The following is an 18,430-nucleotide window of genomic DNA, read 5'->3' as shown; positions in this document are numbered from 1 at the left end:
ACGCAAGAAATAGCGCTTAGGAGATAAAGTTAGGGCCGGGGCGGCCTAGGTGGTAACCCTGGCCGTAATCGATGCCCAGCTCCCGCACCGCGTTCATCACTGCCTCATCCTCGATAAATTCGGCGATCGTCTCGACCTGCAGGCTCTTGGCCAGGGTGACGATACTCTTCACAAAGGCCAAGTACTTGTCGTCGGTGATCATATTGCGGATAAATTCGCCCTCGATCTTGATCACGTCGATGGGGAACTGCTTAAGGTAGTGAAACGATGAGTACCCAGAACCAAAGTCGTCGATGGCGAAATTAAAGCCCTGCAGCTTGAGGTCGAGGACAAACTTCTCCAGTAGCTGCAGGTTGCTGACCGTTTCGCGCTCGGTGAGCTCAAAGACGATCCGCTGCGGGTCGATGGCGTAATCCAGTGCCAGTTGGTGAATGCGATTGATGAATTCACCAATGATCAGCGAGCGCGGCGAAAGGTTGATAAACAGCGTGCCGCTGTAGTTCTGGGCGTGAATCTGCTGAAAAGCCTTTTCGATCAGCAAATAATCCATGCGGTGGATCACCCCGATGCTCTCGGCGATATCGATAAACTCCCCGGCGGGCACGATGCGACCATCCTGCTCGATGCGCATCAAAAGCTCGTGAATCCGCGTCTCGCCGCTAACCACGTCCACAATCGGCTGGAAGTAAGGCACGATGCGCTCCTCTTCCAGCGCGTTAAGCACCATCTGGTTTTTCTCGCCGACTTCGCGGTAGATGGCCGCGACTTCGTCCTCCTCCGGTAGCGCGAGGCAGTTTTTGCCCTGTCGCTTGGCCTTGTACATCATGTTATCGGCGAGCAGGAACAGATCCTTCGGATCCTCGGCGTGCTCGGGGAAGACGGCGATGCCCACCGATGTGGTCGCCCGCACAGGGGAACCATCCGGCGCCATCAGCACCAGCTCGGCGAGCTCCCGGGTAATGCGCTGCGCCACCGAATACGCCTGCGAGGCGCCGGCGTCGGGCAAGATGACCGTGAACTCGTCACCGCCGTAGCGCGAGAGGAAATCCCCCGGCCGCACGGCCTCGGAGAGCGCTTTGCCAAAGGCCTGCAGAAACTGATCGCCGAAAGCGTGACCGTGGCGGTCGTTCACCAGCTTGAAGTTATCCATATCGAGCATCAAAAGGCTGAAGGACTCGTTATGGCGCCTGGCGCGCCCCACTTCGTAGTGAAGCAGGTCTTTGAACACGCGCTGATTGTGCAGCGAGGTGAGCGGATCGCGGGTGGCATAGAACTCAAGATCGCGGGTGTATTTGTAAATGGCTTTGACCGAGCCGACGAGATTCAAAAGCGTCGAGAGAATACCGTCGATGACGATATGGCGGATCGGGTCTTTGGCGATTTCCGACTGCACGCCAATGCCCACGACACCGCCGATACGCGGCGCATCAAGTAGTAGCGATTTGGTTTCAAGCTCGATCTCTTCCGGGCTGATGGTGATCGCCGGGCTATCCACGGCGCCGTTGTGCTCGACGCTGTGATGGGTGATGCGCACGATCGCTACGTCTTCCTGGAAGTGCGGATTCTGCTCTAGTTGGCGAGTGACAATGGACTCCAATAGCGTCCGGTCGCCTTTGGTCGGCTCGCGGTACCAGAAAATCTCTAGCTCATACCCCTCATCCTCTACCTGGAAGATGGTCATCAAGGTATGCGCGTCGATAATGGTATTGATATCGACGAGCAGATCCTTGATGAACTCGCGCCAGTCGCGCACCACGTCCGAGGTGATAATAAACTTGCTTAGAAGGCGAATCTCAAACTCAAGGATGTCTTTATCCACGGCGACGTTTTTCAGCCGCTGCGCCAAGGCGTTGATATCGCCAAAGGCGTGGTTAAGCTCATCAAAGGAGAGATCCACGTCGCTGACATCCAGGGTACGGAAATCCTTCACCGTGTTAACGGTGCTCAAGCGCTTGCGAAACAGATCCAGCGCCCGCTTGACCCGCCGCGCCGCCAGCGAAGAGACAAGCCCGGCGGCAAGCAACATAATCAACGACACAATCACAAACAGCACCACGTAGCCCTGACGCGCCTCAGAGGTCAGCGGACTCATGTCGTGCTGAATATCAATCACGCCCAGCACGTCGCCTTCCTCGGCGTTGGTGTGGCAAGCCAGGCACTCGGCGCGGGCGGTCATGGGGTAGATGCGACGGGTGATATTGTCATTGTAAGTGACGCTTTGTTCGCCCTCGGCGAAGGCGTTTTGAATCGGGCGATCCATCTCCGGCTGGGTAATATGGCCGTAAAGCTCCGCCACCAGCGCGCCGCGATAAATTTCGAGATCAAAGGGGGAGTTTTCGTGGGCCGATTTTGTTGCCTCGACAAAGCGCTCCAGCTCTTCCCGGTTCCAGCCGCGACGCATCACCTCAAACATAGAATTAAACGTTTGTTCGGCGATATTTTGCGATGTCTGCGACGCCTGCCGGCGCATGATGTCTTCGTACAGCAGCGAAGCCGCGAGCGTCACGCCTAAAAAGACGGCGAGTGCCGACGCCGAAATGACGCAAAAAACAAAGCCGCGCAGCGTGCTGAACGGCTGTAGAAGTCGGAAATACCAAGAGCGCATCGTAGCCTGTCGCTTTCTTAATTAAAATTATGTTTAAGTAAAAAGTACTAATACAAAGCGTAAAGGGCAGATTATGTCAGTCGTTAGGCGGGGATAAAGACGCTTTTGGTCGCAGAGCGGCAAAAGCGCGCCTGAGATTGATTTACATCAACTATAGTCACCTTCTTCTTCGTCATCGCCGACATCACGGCCAAAGCTTTGCCACTGCGACAGCGTCATCACTTCGGTCATTTCCAGCTCCAAGTCATGGGCAATGATCAAATCACCCCGCTCAAGCTGCTGTTTTAACTCAGCGACCCAGCCGCGCATCCCTTCGCCAGTATCGGTGGTGTCGTAGCCCTGACGGGTGACAAAGGTCTCCAGCAAGGCATCCAGCGTGTCGGCCGGCAGCATGCGGGCGGGGACTTGGATAAATCGGCTCATGCGTCCTCCTCTTCGCCTTTTTCCCACGCTTTTAAGCGCTCAAGAAACGTCGCTTCATCGATAACGGGCACGTCTAGCTCCTCGGCTTTGGTCAGCTTGCTGCCTGCGGCCTCTCCCGCGACCACGCAAGCGGTTTTTTTCGACACGCTACCGGCGACCTTGGCGCCCAGCGCCTGCAAGCGCGCCTTGCCGTCGTCGCGGGTCATGCTCTCTAGGGTGCCGGTGAGTACCCAGGTTTGCCCTTCTAGCGGCGTAGGGCCTTGCTCGACTTCGCTCTCCTCCCAGCGTACGCCTGATTTCAGCAGCGCCTCGATGGTCTCTTGGTTATGCTCCTGGCGGAAAAACGTATGCACGTGCGCCGCCACCACGGGTCCTACATCCTCCACCGCTTCCAAGGCGTCTTGGTCGGCCGCTTGCAAGGCGCTAAGCGTACCAAAGTGCGTCGCCAGATTGACCGCGGTGGCTTCGCCCACTTCGCGAATGCCCAAGGCATAAATAAAACGGGGCAGCGTGGTGTTTTTGGCTTTCTCTAACGCGTTAACCAGGTTCGTTGACGACTTCTTCGCCATGCGCGGCAGCGTTTGCAGTTGCTCAACGCTTAAATGGAAAAGATCCGCCGGCGTTTCGACCCAGTCACGCTCCACTAACTGATCAATCAGCTTTTCGCCCAGCCCGTCAATATCCAGGGCACGACGGCCGGCAAAGTGTTTAATCGCCTCTTTACGTTGCGCCGGGCAGTAGAGACCACCAGAACAACGCGCCACTGCTTCGCCTTCTAGCCGCTCAACGTCGGAGTCGCATACCGGGCAGCGGCGGGGGAACTCAATCTCACGGGCATCTTTTGGGCGTTTGTCTTTATCGACACGGACCACTTGAGGGATCACATCGCCCGCGCGACGAATCGCAACCGTATCGCCAATGCGCACATCGAGCCTGGCTATCTCATCGGCATTGTGCAGCGTGGCGTTGGAGACGGTGACGCCCGCGACGTTCACCGGCTCCAGGCGCGCCACGGGGGTTATCGCACCGGTACGCCCCACTTGAAACTCGACATCGTTTAGCTGCGTGGTCTCTTCCTGGGCGGGGAATTTGAACGCGATAGCCCAGCGCGGCGCACGCGCAACAAACCCAAGCTCCCTCTGCAGGCGAAGGTCATCTACCTTGATCACCACGCCGTCGATATCAAACCCCAAGCGGTCGCGCTTCTCGCCTAACGCATCGCAGTAATCCACCACTGCGCTGGGGCCGTGCATGACACTCAGTTCCGCGCTGGTGCGAAAGCCAATGTCGGAGAGACGCTGCATCAAGGCGCTGTGGGTCTTATCGTTCATATCCGGCTCGATTCGCGCGGCTTGATAGGCGTGAAACTCCAGCGGCCGTGTCGCGGTGACGCGTGGGTCAAGCTGGCGCAAACTCCCCGCTGCGGCGTTACGTGGGTTGGCAAAGACCTTACTGCCCTCCTCCCGGGCGCGCTCGTTGAGGGCTTCAAATCCCGAGTGGCGCATAATCACCTCACCGCGCACCTCCAAAAGCGACGGCGCTTTTTCGCCTCGCAATCGCAGAGGTACCGAGCGCAGCGTGCGCAGGTTCGAGGTAATGCCCTCGCCGGTGCGGCCATCCCCTCGGGTAGCGCCGCTGACCAAGACGCCCTGCTCATACACTAATGACACTGCGGCGCCATCGAGTTTTGGCTCGCAGGAAAAAGCGATATCGTCCGGCTCGCACTCTAGCCGCTCGGCCACACGCTGGGCGAAAGCGACGATATCGTCGCGGCTAAAGGCATTATCCAGCGACAGCATGGGAATGGCGTGGGTGACTTCCGGAAAGCCCTCTGCAGGGGGTGCTCCCACCCGCTGGGTGGGAGAGTCCGGCGTGACTTGATCGGGGTACTTCTCTTCTAACTGCTTGAGACGCTGAAACTTACGGTCGTACTCGGCATCGGTGAGCGTCGGGTCGTCGAGCACATAGTAGCGATAGTTGGCCTCTTCTAGCTCGGCACGGAGCGTGGCAATTTCCTTAAGCACGGCGGCATCGGGCTGACTCATGAGGGCGAATCCAAGCAAGGGAGAAAAAATGAGGATCAATTATACAAAAAAACACCCGTCAGCCGGTTAGGCAGCGGGTGTTTTTCTTACGCAGTGATCGTTAAAACCGGATCAGTGCGCCTGCATTTGCTGGTGCAAGCGATGGCGACGCTCAAATTCGTGCACACGCTGGCGAGCAAACTCAATGGTTTGCGCGGTCATCACGCTATGGTTTTCGTCTTTGAGTTCCCCGCCCAAGTGGCGCACCACCACCATCGCCGTCTCAACCATGGCTTCGAAAGCAGCACTGCTATCCTCGGCACCGGGCAGCGGCATCAAGAACGTCACGCCTGGTGTGACAAACTCATCCATGTCTTCGATCGGGAATGAGCCCGGCTTGACCACATTCACCATTGAGAACTGCAGCTCGCTATCGGGGCTTTCGGTCTCGAAGCGGTGGAAAATCCCCATGCCACGGCTGTAGCGCAGGCCGCACGCCATGAGAAGCTCAAGCAACGTGCTGCCATCAAACCCCTCTTCGCTGCGTGACATAACGCTAATCACGATCACTTCTTCTGCGTTACTGAGCGTTTTACGCGCATGTCCGCCGCAAACATCGTGGCGCAGCGCCTTCTCCAACGTGGGGTGCGGACGCACGGTGTCGTCAAAGCCGTTATCAAAAGCGGGCTCAGCGTCGTCACGATGCCCGTTTTCATCTTCACCCGCTGAGTAAGCGGCGTGGCGTTGAACTTCTTGAGACTGCGCCCTTATCGGCGGCTCATTCATCGCCTCAGCGGTTTTGGCCGCAGCGGCTTCTTGAGCGCTGGCCTGCTCGGCGACAAGACGCGCTTTCTCCGCCTCGGCGGCCGCCTGCGCTTCAAGGCGCTGCCGCTCTTTTTGAGCTTTACGCTCCGCTTTTTGTTGAGCCAGCGCTTTGGCCCGACGCGCTTTTTCCTCTTTCTTTAGCTGCCTGGCCTTACGCCGTTCGGCCATGCGCTCAATGAACGAGTGCTTGATGCCGTCAAAATCAACCAGCCGGTAGCTGTCATCTTCGTACTGCTCGTCATTGTGCGACGCTTCCTCGCGCTCACCGGCAATATCAGGGCGCAGTTGGCGGCGTGGGGTATCGCTTTTCCCAGCGTGGGCTTTAATGTCATCCTCGTCGGCACGGATGGCCCTAAGGGTCGGCGGCTCGCTTGTATCAGTTGTTGCCGCAGGGGGAATTTCAACGGCCTCACCGCTTTCTGCGTGAGCTGCCGGCGCTTCCCGGGCTTCGTGCCGCGCTTCATGCGCCTTGGGTTCGTTAGTAGCGTCCACCGGAGGTACCGATAGCGTAGGTTCGGCGTGGCGGGGAGGCTCAGCTGTCGCTGTACCGACTTCGGGGGCTTTAGCGTCAGTGTCGGACGGGGTTTCGTCCTGGGACTTCGAGCGGCGAAACTCCGAGAGCACCCGCGAAGGGCCCGGATGCTCTTGGCGTTCTAGTTTGGGTTTACCGTTTAAGCCACTATAGTCCGCCGGTTTCACCACGCGGGCGCCACCGTTGGGTAGTTCCCAATTGAGCTCTGCGTGACGCTGCGCCTCTTCGGGATCTGGACCGGAAGCGCTTTTATTTTCGCCGCCAAGGTCCCCTTCCGCCGCTTGATCTAGCCGAGGAACACGGCGTTGGCGCTGAAGGCGGCGAACGCCGTCAATGACAATCAGCGAAACCAACGCTAGCCCTAAAACTATTAGCCATTCTCTTAGTTCCATGTCGCACGTTCCATGGGTCGTTTTGCCGATTTAAGACCTTACTCTAAATACGCCGAATCGCAATACATCGCACTTTACACAACACGCAATGAACACTGAGATTGTCTATATCGATTATCTTAAAGTGCAGTCTGCCCAATCTCTTTAGCCAAGCATAGCGCTATTACCACAGCTAGGGCCGTTTTTTTGCTATTTTTCACGTTTTAGCACAGTTTCTCGCATTTATTAACACTATTTGTGGGGGCTTGAATACTGCTTTTATGCGGTATTATTAGTCCTAAAGCATGAGTCAGGCATCCGCCAGTGCCGCGGCTTCGTCCACGCCGACCGCCACTAAGCGGGATACCCCGGGCTCTTGCATGGTTACCCCCATCAAGCGTTCTGCCGCCTCCATCGCAATCTTGTTGTGGGTGATATAAATAAACTGCACGTTCTCTGACATCTCTTTAACCAGCTTAGCGTAGCGCCCCACGTTAGCGTCGTCCAAGGGTGCGTCCACTTCATCCAACATACAAAACGGCGCCGGGTTCAGTTGGAAAATCGCAAATACCAGCGAAAGCGCGGTTAGCGCTTTTTCACCGCCAGAAAGTAGGTGGATAGTGCTGTTCTTCTTGCCCGGTGGCCGCGCCATGATCGCCACGCCCGTTTCCAGCAAGTCCTCGCCGGTTAAGGTCAGCCAGGCGGTACCGCCGCCGAACACTCGCGGGAAAAGGGCTTGCAGACCACTGTTCACCTGCTCGAAGGTCTCTTTAAAACGCACCCGCGTCTCTTGATCGATACGCCGAATCGCGCGCTCCAGGGTCTCCAGCGCTTCGGTTAACTCGGCGTGCTGCGCCTCTAAATAGTGTCGCCGCTCGGCCTGCTGATCGTACTCCTCAATCGCTGCGAGGTTGATCGCCCCCAGGCGCCGAATTTTATCGCTGGTGGCGTCCAGCATCTCCTGCCAACGAGCTTCTGTGGCCCCTTCTTGTAATTCCGCCGCCAGCGCATCGGCATCGTGCCCCAGTTCTGCTAGCTGCTCGTCTTGGGTGGCGGCCTTCAGCGCCAACGCTTGCACTTCCATTCGGCGGTTTTGCAGCTGCTCGCGGCTCTGGGTCAGGTTGCGCTCATGGGATTGACGCGCTTGCTCATCGTGGCGCATCTGCTCAGCGATGGTGTGGGCTTGCTCGCGCGTCGCGTTGAGCCGCTGCTCTTGCTGCTCGCGCTGAAAAAGTAGCGCCTCAAGTTCTTCGGCCGCGAGCTCATCCGGCTCGATAAGGGCTTCGCGGGTTTGCTCCAACTCACTGATACGCTGCGATAACCGCGCTTCGCTTTCCGCGCTGCGCGTCTTTTGCGCGCTTAGGCTCGCCTGCTCGGTGCTTAAACGTTCACGCTCAAGCGCCAAACGCTGCTGTTCGGCTTTAAGCGGTGCGTGCTCGTGAGTGAGACGCTGGCGCTGCTCGCGCTGCTCCTCACGCGCGGCACTCGCGTCTTCTCGCTGCAACGCCGCCTCTTCAAGACGCTCCATCGCCTCGTTCCAGCGTGCGCGCTGCTCCTCTAAGGTAAGGGCAAGCTCAGCCTCATCCTCTTGGAGCTGAATTAGCTCTTCATCCAACTCGGTGGCACGGTCCTCAAGATGCTTCACTTGCTGAGCGAGCGTCTGCTCTTTAAGCGCTAGGCGCTGACGTGATTCGCTGCTTTCGCGCTCCTTTCGCGCGTGCGCTTCGCGCGCTTCCTCAAGAGACTCCAGCGCGGCGAGCGCTTCATCGCAGCGCGCTTGCGCTAGTGTTACGCTCGCTTGTTGTGCTTGGCACTGCGTTTGGCACTCAGCGAAACGCCGGCGCGTCACCAACAGCGCGTCGATCGCCTCTCCCTCGGCTTGCTGGCGCAGCCAGCCTCGGGACTGCCAGACACCGTCGCGGCTGATGACGCTTTCACCGATCGATAGTGTCGCCAGCCGCGACTCCACCAGTCCTGCCTTTTCGACACAATAGATAGTGCTTAACCAGCCACGTAGCGCGCCCGCACCCTCCACCAAGGCGGCAAAGCTGTTTTCCGGCACGGTGACGCTGGGCGTCTCGGCCAGCAGGCACCAGTCCGTTGCCAGCGCTTGGGGCAAGGCGGCGAGCTTTTCTGGCGCGACCATCCTGGCGTTCATCCACGGGGCAAGCAGCCAGGAGGCCACGCTCTCCCAACCGGGCGCGACCTGGATGACTTCGCCCAAGCGCGGGGCATCACTCAGGCCCTGCGCCTCAAGCGCTGCCTCCAGGGCGGGATCGTGATCGGTTAGCTGGGCATCAATCAACGCCTTGAGCGAGGCCTGCTCGCCCTCCAAGCGGCTGAGCAGCGCCCGCGCTTCATCACGCTCATCGTTAGCGGCTTGTTGCTCGCGCTTTGCCTCGGTAAGACGCTGCTGCCAGGTGTCGCGCTCAAGGCTGAGCCGGGAGGTTTCGGCATCGGCGTCGCTGAGCTGCTCTTGCGCCTGCGCGTGTTCGGCGCGCAGGGCGTTCAAATCGGCGATATCGCTGCGCTGCTGACGGCGCCGCTGCTGTTCGCTATGCAATCGCTGCAGTTGTTGCTCGATATCGCGGAGCTGATCTTGGCTGCGCTCGGCGTGACGACTCGCTTGACGCCACTTTTCGTCGGCGTCCACCCAGGCCGCTTCGGCGCGCTCCAGCGCCGGGGCCGCTTCAGTCATCGACGCTTCAAGCGTTTCAAGCTGCTCTTCCAGCGCTTCCGCCTCCGGGAGCAGTGAATCCAGGCGCTCCTCAATCGCCAGTAAGCGCTCACTGTCTGACTCACCTAGCTTAAGCTGCTCATCGAGTTCGCGGCGGGCGTTATCGATCTCGCTGGCAAGCTGAGCCAGGCGGCTACGCCGGTGCGACTGATCTTGCTCAAGGCGGGCAATGCGGGTCGTGGTGTCGTAAAACTGCTGCTGGTGGCGCTCTAGCACTTCAGCGAGCTCGTCGTGCTGCTCGCGCGCAAGTTCTAGCCGCGCTTCGCACTCGCGCACACCAAAGACGTCTTTCTCCACGCTGATCTCAAGCTCGCGAACGCGGCTTTCTTGGAGCTGCTGCTCAGCCTTAAGCGCGCGCCCGCGCAGCAACGCAAGCTCGCCTTTGAGCCGGTGCTCCTGCTGCTGCAAGGTTTGATAGCGCTTGGCGGCCTCGGCCTGGCGCTTCAAGCGCTCTAGCTGTTTATCCAGCTCTTCGCGAATATCGTCGAGGCGGTCCAGGTTGTCCTGGGTGCGCCGCATGCGATTTTCGGTTTCGCGGCGGCGCTCTTTGTATTTGGAAATGCCGGCGGCTTCTTCCAGGGTGGCGCGGAGGTCATCGGGGCGCGCCTCGATAAGCCGCGAGATCATGCCCTGGCCGATAATGGCGTAGGAGCGGGGCCCAAGGCCGGTTCCCATGAAGAGATCGGCGATATCGCGCCGACGGCACTTTTGCCCATTGAAGAAGTAGTGAGATTGACCGTCGCGGGTGACTTGGCGCTTCACCGCGATTTCGGCGTATTGCGCGTAGGGGCCGCCCATCACGCCCTCGCGATTGTCGAATTTCAGCTCAATCGCGGCTTGCCCCACCGGCTTGCGTGCCGTGGAGCCATTGAAAATAACATCCGCCATCGACTCACCGCGCAGGGTTTTAGCCGAGGACTCGCCCATCACCCAGCGCACCGCGTCGATGATATTGGATTTACCACAGCCATTGGGCCCCACGATGGCGGTCATATTGCCATCGAAGGGGACCGTGATGGGGTCGACAAAGGATTTGAATCCGACCAGGCGGATGGAGGTTAAACGCATAGCAGGGGGCGACGATGACTCAACGGGTGGGCTCGTCAACAACACGGTCGACCACGACATCGACGCCCTGCTGCGTGTCGACCGGCGCCACGTTGGCGCCTTCGTGCACGCCGAACAGATCACCCGGCTGCGGCGTGGCCTGCCCGGAGGAGGAGACCCGCACGATCAAACGCGCTTGCTCAACCTGCGACAACGAAGCTTGAGGAGACATGGCGTTGGTTTCATCCAATACCACGGTCATGGGTAACTCCGACACCTGCGCTCTCACCACGGCCAACGGGGGCAGCTCGCCTTCCATATCGCGGGCGGTAACAAACACCGTCGCATCATCCGGTACGCTGTCGGCCAGCGCTTCATCCAGCGATACATTGACCACGATACCGGGGGCTCTCCCCTGGTCTTGGGTTTGGGTCTGCTCCGGTGCAACACCCAGGCGCTGCTGGGCAACGCGAATCCCTTCTCGCAGCGAGTCCGCCGTGGCTTGGTCCTCAATATTGGCGATGGCGCGGCGCCAGCGATCGATGGCGGTTTCATACTCGCCCTGATCGAAGGCGTGTACGCCCAAAAGCCCTAGCACAGTGGGCTGACGCGGATCCTTTTCCAGCGTCTCATCCACCAATGCCTGCACCTCAGAAGTGAGCTCACGCCCCTCCATAAAGAAGCGCAGCTGCGCAAGCTGAGCCAGCAGCGGGGCTTGGCGGCCTTCGATATCGATCAACCGCTCAAGCGCATTTACCGCTTTTTGCGTTTGGCCCGTTTCGCGGTAGAGGGGAAAAAGCTCCGACCATACATTGGGGTTATCCGGCTGACGCTCGGCCTGCGCTTCCATTCGCTCGATGTACAGGGCAAGCGACGCTTCCGGGTCTGCCTGTACCTCGCGGCGGGTTTCCAGCAGCATTAAGTCGCCTTCAGCGCCCTGAAACTGATACCAAACCACGCTCACCGCCACGACGCTGACCATGACCAGCGGCACCACAAAGCGTCCGGAGGAGTAAGTTTTCAACGGGCGGCGCTTCAGGTTTTGCGTATCCTCCAAAAGGTTACGCTCAAGCTCCAGCCGATCCTCATCAAAACGCGCCTCATCGATATCACCGCGCTCGCGAGCTGCTTCCAACGAGGCAAGTCGACGCTCAAAGATCGCGATATTTTGCTCTACCGAGGTGTCGTTGTCTTCGAAGTCTTTTTGCTTGTCATGCAGCTTGCGCGCCTGGCGCAGCGGCAACACCAAAAGCCACAGAGCCGGCAACAGCAGCACGGCGAACGCAATCCACAGCAGCGTCATGAGGACCTCTCGCGATTGATTAATTCATCCAGGCGAGCACGCTCTTCCGCGCTCAGCGCTGCCGCCGATGCATTGCGCCGCGCCCGCACCATCCATACCACGAGCAAGGTACCCAGCAGTACCAAGCCCACCGGAATGCCCCACAAAAGATAAGTGCGGTTTTCCAAGCGCGGGTTATAGAGAATATACTCGCCGAAGCGCTCGACCATATGGTTGATAATTTCGGTGTCCGATTGCCCATCCTGCAGCAAGCGGTAAACGCGCTCGCGCATATCACCAGAGATCGGCGCGTCGGAGTCGTTGATCGCCTGATTTTCGCACAGCGGGCAGCGCATCGACGCCGTAAGGTCGTGGTAACGCTGTTCGGTCACGGGGTCGTCGAACTCGCGTAACTCAATCGTCTCTGCCAGTGCGCTGCTTGCAAGCAAAAGCAGCATGGCCATCAGCCAGCGGGTTAACGCCATTTTTCTACCTCCGGCATAATGGTATCGCGCACGTCAGCGGGGGAAATATACCCTGTATGGTGGTAGCGAATGATGCCCTCCGCGTCGACCAAAAACGTCTCCGGTGCGCCATAAACCCCAAGATCGAAGCCAATATCGCCCTCGGGATCGAAAATATTCAACTCAAAAGGATCGCCGAATTCGCTTAAGAATTCGCGCCCCTTTTCCCGGGTATCGCGGTAGTTGATCCCCACCAGGCGCACACCCCGGTCAGCCAGGTCCAAAAGCTGAGGCATCTCCTGCTTACAGGCGGGGCACCATTCGCCCCAGACATTGACCAGCGTCACCTCGCCGGTTAGCACCGATTGATCCACGCGGCGATCTGGGTCTTCCAGCGTGCTAGCCTCAAAGGCAGGAAAGTCGCGCGCCATCAACGCAGAGTCACGATGGGACGGGTCTTCCGAAAGCCGCAAATAGAGGAACACCGCGAGCAGTAAAAAGCCCACCAGGGGCAAAAAGAGCAGTAAGCGACGCTTCATGCTAGCGCCTCCTTGGATGCGCTGTCGTTGGGGGAAGCCGCATTGCCTACCGCGTCGCGCGGCATCTGGCGAACGCGCGCTCGGCGGTAGCGCTTATCCGCCACGGCCAGAAGACCGCCGGCGGCCATCAATAAACCACCCAGCCACAGCCAACGCACCAGCGGTTTGTACTGAACGCGCATGGCCCAGCTTTCATCACCCAGGTCCTCGCCCATCGCCACATAGAGGTCACGGAAAAAGCCAGGCCGCAGTGCCACTTGCGTCATCGGCATGCCGGTGGCCAGGTAGAGGCGCTTTTCCGGCTTCATGGTGAAGGTACGCCCGCTTTCGCCGCGCTGAACCTCAATCTCGGCCGTATCGGCGAGAAAGTTCGGTCCACGGCGGCTAGTGAGCTCGGTCATGGTAAAGTGGTAGCCGGCCACCTCGACGCTATCGCCCGGTCCCATTCGCACGTTGCGTTCGATACTGTAATTAGAGACCACGGCGACGCCTACAATGGTAAAAGCCACGCCCAAGTGCCCTAGCACCATGCCCCAGTAGGTCAGGGACAGCTTTTTCAGGCCTGCGCCAAAAGAGCGCGCATGGCGGGTTTTGTCCCAAATATCGCGCAGCATCGGCAGCACGATCCATAGCGCCATGAGCAACCCAAGCGCCACCCATACGTTCCACTCGGAGCCATAAAAGAGCGGGATTAAAGCGCCCAGCACCAGCGCCGCGACGCCCGATAGCCAAAGCTTGGTGTACAGCTCTTTGGCTGCCATACGCTTCCAGCGCGCCACCGGCCCCAGGCCCATGAAGACACACATGATGGCCATCAGCGGGACAAATAGCGCATTAAAGTAGGGTGGCCCCACGCTGATCTTGCCTAACCCGAGCGAGTCCAGAATCAGCGGGTAGAGCGTGCCCAGTAGCACCGTGACGGTCATGATCACAAGCAGGATATTGTTGATCAGCAGCAGCGCATCCCGCGACAGCCAGTTAAAACCAACCTTGTGACTAACGCGCGGCGCGCGCAGGGCAAAGACCAAAAGCGACAGTGTGACCGTGATCGCCAGCAGCATCAAAATGAAAAAGCCGCGCGAGGGGTCATTGGCGAAGGCGTGTACCGAGGTCAACACCCCCGAACGCACCAGGAAGGTCCCCATCAGCGAGAGCGAGAAAGTGGCAATCGCCAAAAGCACCGTCCAACTCTTGAACGAGCCGCGCTTTTCCGTCACCGCTAGCGAGTGAATCAGGGCGGTACCGGTCAGCCAAGGCAGCAGCGAGGCGTTCTCTACCGGGTCCCAGAACCACCAGCCGCCCCAACCGAGTTCGTAGTACGCCCACCAGCTACCCAAAGCGATACCCACGGTAAGAAAGGCCCAGGCGATATTCGTCCAGGGGCGGGCCCAGCGCGTCCACGCCGCATCCAGGCGCCCGCCCAGAAGCGCGGCGATGGCAAACGCAAACACCACGGAAAAACCCACATAGCCCATATACAACATCGGCGGGTGCACGACGAGACCAAAATCCTGCAACAGCGGATTAAGGTCGGCGCCATCTTGCGGGATATTGGGCAGCAAGCGCTCAAAGGGGTTGGAGGTGGCCAGAATAAAGAGCAAAAACCCGACGCTGACGGCCCCCAAAATCCCCAACACACGGGCGACCATATCGCGCGGTAGCTGCCGCGAGAAGACACCGGCAACAAATCCCCAGCCGGCCAGCATCAGGCTCCAGAGCAGCACCGAGCCTTCATGGTTGCCCCAGACGGCGCTCAACTTGTAGTACCAGGGCAGCATAGAATTGGAGTTATTCGCCACGTTAGCCACGCTGAAATCATCGAGCATGTAGCTGGCGGTTAAGCAGGCATAGGCAATCGCTAAAAATAGAAACTGCCCCGCCGCCATGGGCCGGCCATACGCCATCCACAGCGGACGCCGGGTTGCCGCCCCTGCCAACGGCATGATGGCCTGAGCCACGGCCAAAATTAGGGCGATAACAAGGGCAAAGTGGCCGATTTCGGGAATCATCTCAGTGAACATGCGCACTCCGGGTTAGCACGTAACAGTCGGCATAGGCAGTTGGCAGGACGTGGCACTAGTATTCACTCGCTTTGGGCACGCCCTCAGCCTCTAGGCGCTTGCCGACTTCAGCGGCTTTGGCCTGGAAGTCGGCCGGCTTGTAGCCTGCCTCCTCAAGCGCTTGAGCCACTTCCGGCGGCATGTAGTTCTCATCGTGGCGGGCCAGCACTTCATCCGCTCGCATCCGGCCGTCGGCTTGCAGCTGCCCCACCACGACCACGCCCTGCCCCTCGCGGAACAGGTCCGGCAAAATGCCGCTGTAGTAGACGTCTAGATCATCGACGTAGTCGGTGACTTGAAACTCCACGTTAAGGCTATCGGGATCGCGCGCTACCGACCCCTCTTTCACCATGCCCCCGGCGCGGATCGTGCGCTCAAGCGGCGCATCGCCCTGGGCGATCTGCACCGGACTGAAGAACAAGTTGATATTGGCGCGCAGCGCATACAGCGTGAGCCCCACGGCAATGGCGGTAAGCGATACCAAGCCGAGAATCACGAACAGTTTCTGTTTACGTTTAGGCGTCATGCTGACCTCACTCTCCCACCGATTGAAATGGCGCTTGGGAGGGATTTTGCTGCTCCCTGGCGCGCTCGCGCCGTTCACGGCGCTTTAAACTATGAATAAGCTGACGGCGTTCAAACCGTGCATGCCACACCAGGGCCACGATGAAAAACAGCGTCACGCCCCAGGCAGACCACACGTAGGGCGCGTGGCCTCCCATGGCAATAAAGGCTGCGATTGAGTCAAACGCCATTTATCTCTCCTGAGCCAGCTCTCGCACCCAACGCTTGTTGGATTCGCGGCGCAAAATTTCGTTTCGTGTACGCATCAGCGTCAAGGCAATAAAAAAGCTATAAAACCCTAACACCATGATCAAAAGCGGCAGCCACATTTCGGTGGGCATCGCCGGGCGCGAAGTGATCGTGAAGGTCGCGGGCTGGTGCAAGGTATACCACCAGTCCACCGAGTATTTAATGATGGGGATGTTGATCACGCCCACCATCGCCAGCACGGAGGCCGCGCGGGAGGCGCTATCTCGGCTAGAAAAAGCGCCGCGCAGGGCAATCACCCCTAAGTACAGAAACAGCAAAATCAGCATCGAGGTGAGACGTGCGTCCCACATCCACCAAGTTCCCCAGGTCGGCACTCCCCACACGGCGCCGGAAAATAGCGACACAAACGTCATCGCCGCGCCCAAGGGCGCCATCACCGCCGCCGCCATATCCGCGACTTTAATTTTCCAGACCATGAACACCAGACCGGCGATTGCCATCGAGACAAAAATGGACTGCGCCAAAAACGCAGCGGGCACGTGGACGTAAATAATCCGGAAGCTATTGCCCTGCTGATAATCCGCCGGGGCGAAGGCCAGCCCCCAAACGGTGCCTACCCCGATGCAAAGCACCGCTGCCACCCAGAACCAGGGCTCAAGTTTTGCGCTGATGCCGTAAAACCACTTGGGCGAGCCCAGTTTATGAATAAAAGCCCACATAGTGAGTCTGTCCTCAACCGTTAATACTAATTCGCAACGATGCGGCAATCGCCCAGGGGGCAAGCATCAGGGCCGCTGCCAGCAGCGCGCCCAAAATGGCCAAATGCGCGCTGACGCTATCGCCGGCAATCGCCGCCTGCACCGCCCCGGCGCCAAAAATAAGCACGGGTATATAAAGCGGTAGTACCAGCAGCGACAACAATACCCCTCCCCGGGCAAGTCCCACCGTCAGCGCCGCCCCTATCGCGCCGATAAGGCTTAGCGTCGCGCTGCCAAGGGCTAGCGACACGGCAAGTATCAAGTAGCTCCCCGCCGGCAGCGCCAACATGATGCCCAAAACGGGCGCCATTAACGCCAGCGGCAGCCCGGTCAACAGCCAGTGCACCGCCACTTTGGCAAGCGTTAAAGCGGCCAGTGGCTGAGGCGCCAGCAGTAGCTGCTCCAGGCTACCGTCATCAAAGTCGCTGCGAAACAGGCTATCCAGCGACAGCAACGCCGCCAGCAGCGCGGCAACCCACAAAAGCCCCGGTGCAATTAACGCTAACAAATCGGGGTCGGGGGAAATACCGATAGGAAACAGCGTGATCACCAGGGCAAAAAAGACCAACGGATTAAGCACTTCGCCACGCCGACGTAGCATCAATACCAGATCGCGCCTCAGTGTCGCGGTTAATGCCAGTGACAACCCTTCACCGGGCTCTTTTAGATGCGGGGCAACCGCTGTGGTTTCCTGCTGCACCACACTCTCCTTCATACCGACCTTCATACCTAGCCCTTAACTCAGCCCAGCGCGATACGCCGTAACGCCGGGGATGAGGCTAATTCATGGTGGGTGGTCACGATCACACAGCCTCCGCTTAGCGCGTGCGTCACCAGTTGCGCTTCAAGCGCGGCGACACCGTGACGGTCAATGGCGGTGAAGGGCTCGTCGAGCACCCATAAAGCACGCGGGGTAAGGGTCAACCGCGCCAGCGCAATGCGGCGCTGCTGGCCGGCGGAAAGCTGGCCGGCCGGCACGTCTTCGAACCCGGCAAGCCCTACGTTGGCCAACGCGTTCAACCGCTCGGCCTCGCTGCCGCGCTGGCCATCGAGCGCTTGGTACCACGCCAGGTTTTCTAGCGCCGTAAGCCCTGTTTTGACTCCCGGCGCATGGCCAAGGTAAAGCAAATTGGTCAAAAAATGCTCTCGCACCTCGCGCATGGGCTGGCCATTCCAGTACAGCTCGCCATGGTAATCGCTTAGCTGCCCCGAGAGAATTTTCAGTAACGTGGTTTTGCCGCTGCCGTTGGGCCCTTCGATTCGGACCACTTCGCCGCTTTGGATATCCACATCGAGACCTTCAAACAGCCAACGATCGTCGCGTTCACAGGCTAACTGTTGGGCTTGTAGGCGCAGGCTCAAAGGGCACTCCAGGCATAATGATTTCGCGTCGAACTCTACACGGAAAGCGCCCGCCTCGCCAGTCGTGCTCTGCGGCGCCCGGTCGCAGGTTGACCTTGATCAACTATGTCTTTCACGTCGGCTTTTGCATCGGCACGACCGTCCTTAAAGGCATTTTTATCCAGGGCTAGACTGTATAGAAAAACACCGATACAGTTAACCATGTACATAACAACAGACTGTACTAAAAAACATTTTTAAAGCCACAGGATGTCGCTACCAAACCTTGCCCCGGGAGACTTCCATGACCGCCTTGCCCGCTATCGCCCCATTGTATTCCGCCCCCACCACTAAAGGTGTCATACGGCGTAATACCTACGCCATCAAAGTGCGCGGCAACCGAATGCACGATTGCAACCTGTTTGACGGTGATGTCATTATTATTCGCCGTTTTCAGCACGATACACACGAGGAAACCGCGGTTGCCGAGATAAACCGCCGCCCCCTCGCGCTTAAACATCTCGCTATCGGCCGCGACGGCGTTTACCTACAGCCGGAACCAGCGGGCACGCCCGCCATGTTTCTGCACAATCGTGATATTCAAGTACTTGGGCTGGTCATGGGGGTTGGGCATCAGGCCACATAGCC

General features: G+C 58.9%; 15 protein-coding genes. 1 reads left to right on the top strand and 14 read right to left on the bottom strand.

Annotated elements, in window-relative coordinates; translation table 11 throughout:
• Positions 1-16 precede the first annotated feature (16 nt).
• The 14 genes from BQ9846_RS00735 to ccmA all read right to left on the bottom strand — a co-directional run bounded on the left by BQ9846_RS00735 (position 17) and on the right by ccmA (position 17,803).
• Positions 17-2,605, bottom strand: coding sequence for a putative bifunctional diguanylate cyclase/phosphodiesterase (locus BQ9846_RS00735; RefSeq protein WP_075878716.1), 2,589 nt, complete (start codon positions 2,603-2,605; stop codon positions 17-19).
• 147 nt (positions 2,606-2,752) lie between these two features.
• Positions 2,753-3,028: a YheU family protein gene (locus tag BQ9846_RS00730; protein ID WP_075878715.1), complete on the bottom strand. Its 276-nt coding sequence runs from the start codon at positions 3,026-3,028 to the stop codon at positions 2,753-2,755.
• Positions 3,025-5,073: an NAD-dependent DNA ligase LigA gene (gene ligA / locus BQ9846_RS00725; RefSeq protein ID WP_075878714.1), complete on the bottom strand. Its 2,049-nt coding sequence runs from the start codon at positions 5,071-5,073 to the stop codon at positions 3,025-3,027. Before ligA ends, BQ9846_RS00730 begins: the two co-directional genes overlap by 4 nt.
• A 111-nt stretch (positions 5,074-5,184) precedes the next feature.
• Complete coding sequence (gene zipA, locus BQ9846_RS00720; RefSeq protein WP_075878713.1) at positions 5,185-6,801, bottom strand: cell division protein ZipA; 1,617 nt, start codon at positions 6,799-6,801, stop codon at positions 5,185-5,187.
• 289 nt (positions 6,802-7,090) lie between these two features.
• Positions 7,091-10,585 (bottom strand): chromosome segregation protein SMC, encoded by a 3,495-nt coding sequence (gene smc, locus BQ9846_RS00715; protein ID WP_075878712.1) that lies wholly within the window; start codon positions 10,583-10,585, stop codon positions 7,091-7,093.
• 19 nt (positions 10,586-10,604) lie between these two features.
• Complete coding sequence (gene ccmI / locus BQ9846_RS00710) at positions 10,605-11,867, bottom strand: c-type cytochrome biogenesis protein CcmI (RefSeq protein ID WP_075878711.1); 1,263 nt, start codon at positions 11,865-11,867, stop codon at positions 10,605-10,607.
• Complete coding sequence (locus BQ9846_RS00705) at positions 11,864-12,331, bottom strand: cytochrome c-type biogenesis protein (RefSeq protein WP_075878710.1); 468 nt, start codon at positions 12,329-12,331, stop codon at positions 11,864-11,866. The genes ccmI and BQ9846_RS00705 overlap by 4 nt, the downstream gene beginning before the upstream one ends.
• Positions 12,322-12,849, bottom strand: coding sequence for a DsbE family thiol:disulfide interchange protein (locus tag BQ9846_RS00700; RefSeq protein WP_075878709.1), 528 nt, complete (start codon positions 12,847-12,849; stop codon positions 12,322-12,324). The genes BQ9846_RS00705 and BQ9846_RS00700 overlap by 10 nt, the downstream gene beginning before the upstream one ends.
• Positions 12,846-14,870 (bottom strand): heme lyase CcmF/NrfE family subunit, encoded by a 2,025-nt coding sequence (locus tag BQ9846_RS00695; protein WP_075878708.1) that lies wholly within the window; start codon positions 14,868-14,870, stop codon positions 12,846-12,848. The genes BQ9846_RS00700 and BQ9846_RS00695 overlap by 4 nt, the downstream gene beginning before the upstream one ends.
• 55 nt (positions 14,871-14,925) lie before the next feature.
• On the bottom strand, positions 14,926-15,435 hold the full coding sequence (gene ccmE, locus BQ9846_RS00690) for a cytochrome c maturation protein CcmE (protein ID WP_075878707.1): 510 nt from the start codon (positions 15,433-15,435) through the stop codon (positions 14,926-14,928).
• Positions 15,436-15,442: 7 nt separating this feature from the next.
• Complete coding sequence (ccmD, locus tag BQ9846_RS00685) at positions 15,443-15,664, bottom strand: heme exporter protein CcmD (protein WP_075878706.1); 222 nt, start codon at positions 15,662-15,664, stop codon at positions 15,443-15,445.
• Positions 15,665-16,402, bottom strand: coding sequence for a heme ABC transporter permease (locus tag BQ9846_RS00680; protein WP_075878705.1), 738 nt, complete (start codon positions 16,400-16,402; stop codon positions 15,665-15,667). It abuts the gene before it with no gap.
• A gap of 13 nt (positions 16,403-16,415) precedes the next feature.
• Positions 16,416-17,156: a heme exporter protein CcmB gene (ccmB, locus tag BQ9846_RS00675; RefSeq protein ID WP_075879439.1), complete on the bottom strand. Its 741-nt coding sequence runs from the start codon at positions 17,154-17,156 to the stop codon at positions 16,416-16,418.
• A 26-nt stretch (positions 17,157-17,182) separates the two neighbouring features.
• Entirely contained in the window at positions 17,183-17,803 is a 621-nt protein-coding gene (ccmA, locus tag BQ9846_RS00670) for a cytochrome c biogenesis heme-transporting ATPase CcmA (RefSeq protein WP_075878704.1), read from the bottom strand.
• A gap of 283 nt (positions 17,804-18,086) precedes the next feature.
• Here ccmA and BQ9846_RS00665 point away from each other — a divergent pair, with 283 nt between their 5' ends.
• A complete protein-coding gene (locus BQ9846_RS00665) occupies positions 18,087-18,428 on the top strand; it encodes a LexA family protein (protein WP_075878703.1) in 342 nt (113 codons plus the stop codon).
• Positions 18,429-18,430 lie beyond the last annotated feature (2 nt).

Origin of the sequence: Vreelandella massiliensis, assembly GCF_900155385.1 — a bacterium.
GTDB lineage: Bacteria > Pseudomonadota > Gammaproteobacteria > Pseudomonadales > Halomonadaceae > Vreelandella > Vreelandella massiliensis.
The sequence above is the reverse complement of the archived record's forward strand: the minus strand, read 5'-3'. Positions and strand labels throughout refer to the sequence as shown.

Excerpts from the sequence above, each read along its gene's own strand:
- BQ9846_RS00735 (WP_075878716.1), bottom strand. The coding sequence starts at position 2,605 with ATGCGCTCTTGGTATTTCCGACTTCTACAGCCGTTCAGCACGCTGCGC.
- BQ9846_RS00700 (WP_075878709.1), bottom strand. The coding sequence starts at position 12,849 with ATGAAGCGTCGCTTACTGCTCTTTTTGCCCCTGGTGGGCTTTTTACTG.
- zipA (WP_075878713.1), bottom strand. The coding sequence starts at position 6,801 with ATGGAACTAAGAGAATGGCTAATAGTTTTAGGGCTAGCGTTGGTTTCG.
- BQ9846_RS00730 (WP_075878715.1), bottom strand. The coding sequence starts at position 3,028 with ATGAGCCGATTTATCCAAGTCCCCGCCCGCATGCTGCCGGCCGACACG.
- BQ9846_RS00695 (WP_075878708.1), bottom strand. The coding sequence starts at position 14,870 with ATGTTCACTGAGATGATTCCCGAAATCGGCCACTTTGCCCTTGTTATC.
- ligA (WP_075878714.1), bottom strand. The coding sequence starts at position 5,073 with ATGAGTCAGCCCGATGCCGCCGTGCTTAAGGAAATTGCCACGCTCCGT.
- BQ9846_RS00665 (WP_075878703.1), top strand. The coding sequence starts at position 18,087 with ATGACCGCCTTGCCCGCTATCGCCCCATTGTATTCCGCCCCCACCACT.
- smc (WP_075878712.1), bottom strand. The coding sequence starts at position 10,585 with ATGCGTTTAACCTCCATCCGCCTGGTCGGATTCAAATCCTTTGTCGAC.
- ccmE (WP_075878707.1), bottom strand. The coding sequence starts at position 15,435 with ATGACGCCTAAACGTAAACAGAAACTGTTCGTGATTCTCGGCTTGGTA.
- BQ9846_RS00705 (WP_075878710.1), bottom strand. The coding sequence starts at position 12,331 with ATGGCGTTAACCCGCTGGCTGATGGCCATGCTGCTTTTGCTTGCAAGC.
- ccmI (WP_075878711.1), bottom strand. The coding sequence starts at position 11,867 with ATGACGCTGCTGTGGATTGCGTTCGCCGTGCTGCTGTTGCCGGCTCTG.
- ccmD (WP_075878706.1), bottom strand. The coding sequence starts at position 15,664 with ATGGCGTTTGACTCAATCGCAGCCTTTATTGCCATGGGAGGCCACGCG.
- ccmB (WP_075879439.1), bottom strand. The coding sequence starts at position 17,156 with ATGAAGGAGAGTGTGGTGCAGCAGGAAACCACAGCGGTTGCCCCGCAT.
- BQ9846_RS00680 (WP_075878705.1), bottom strand. The coding sequence starts at position 16,402 with ATGTGGGCTTTTATTCATAAACTGGGCTCGCCCAAGTGGTTTTACGGC.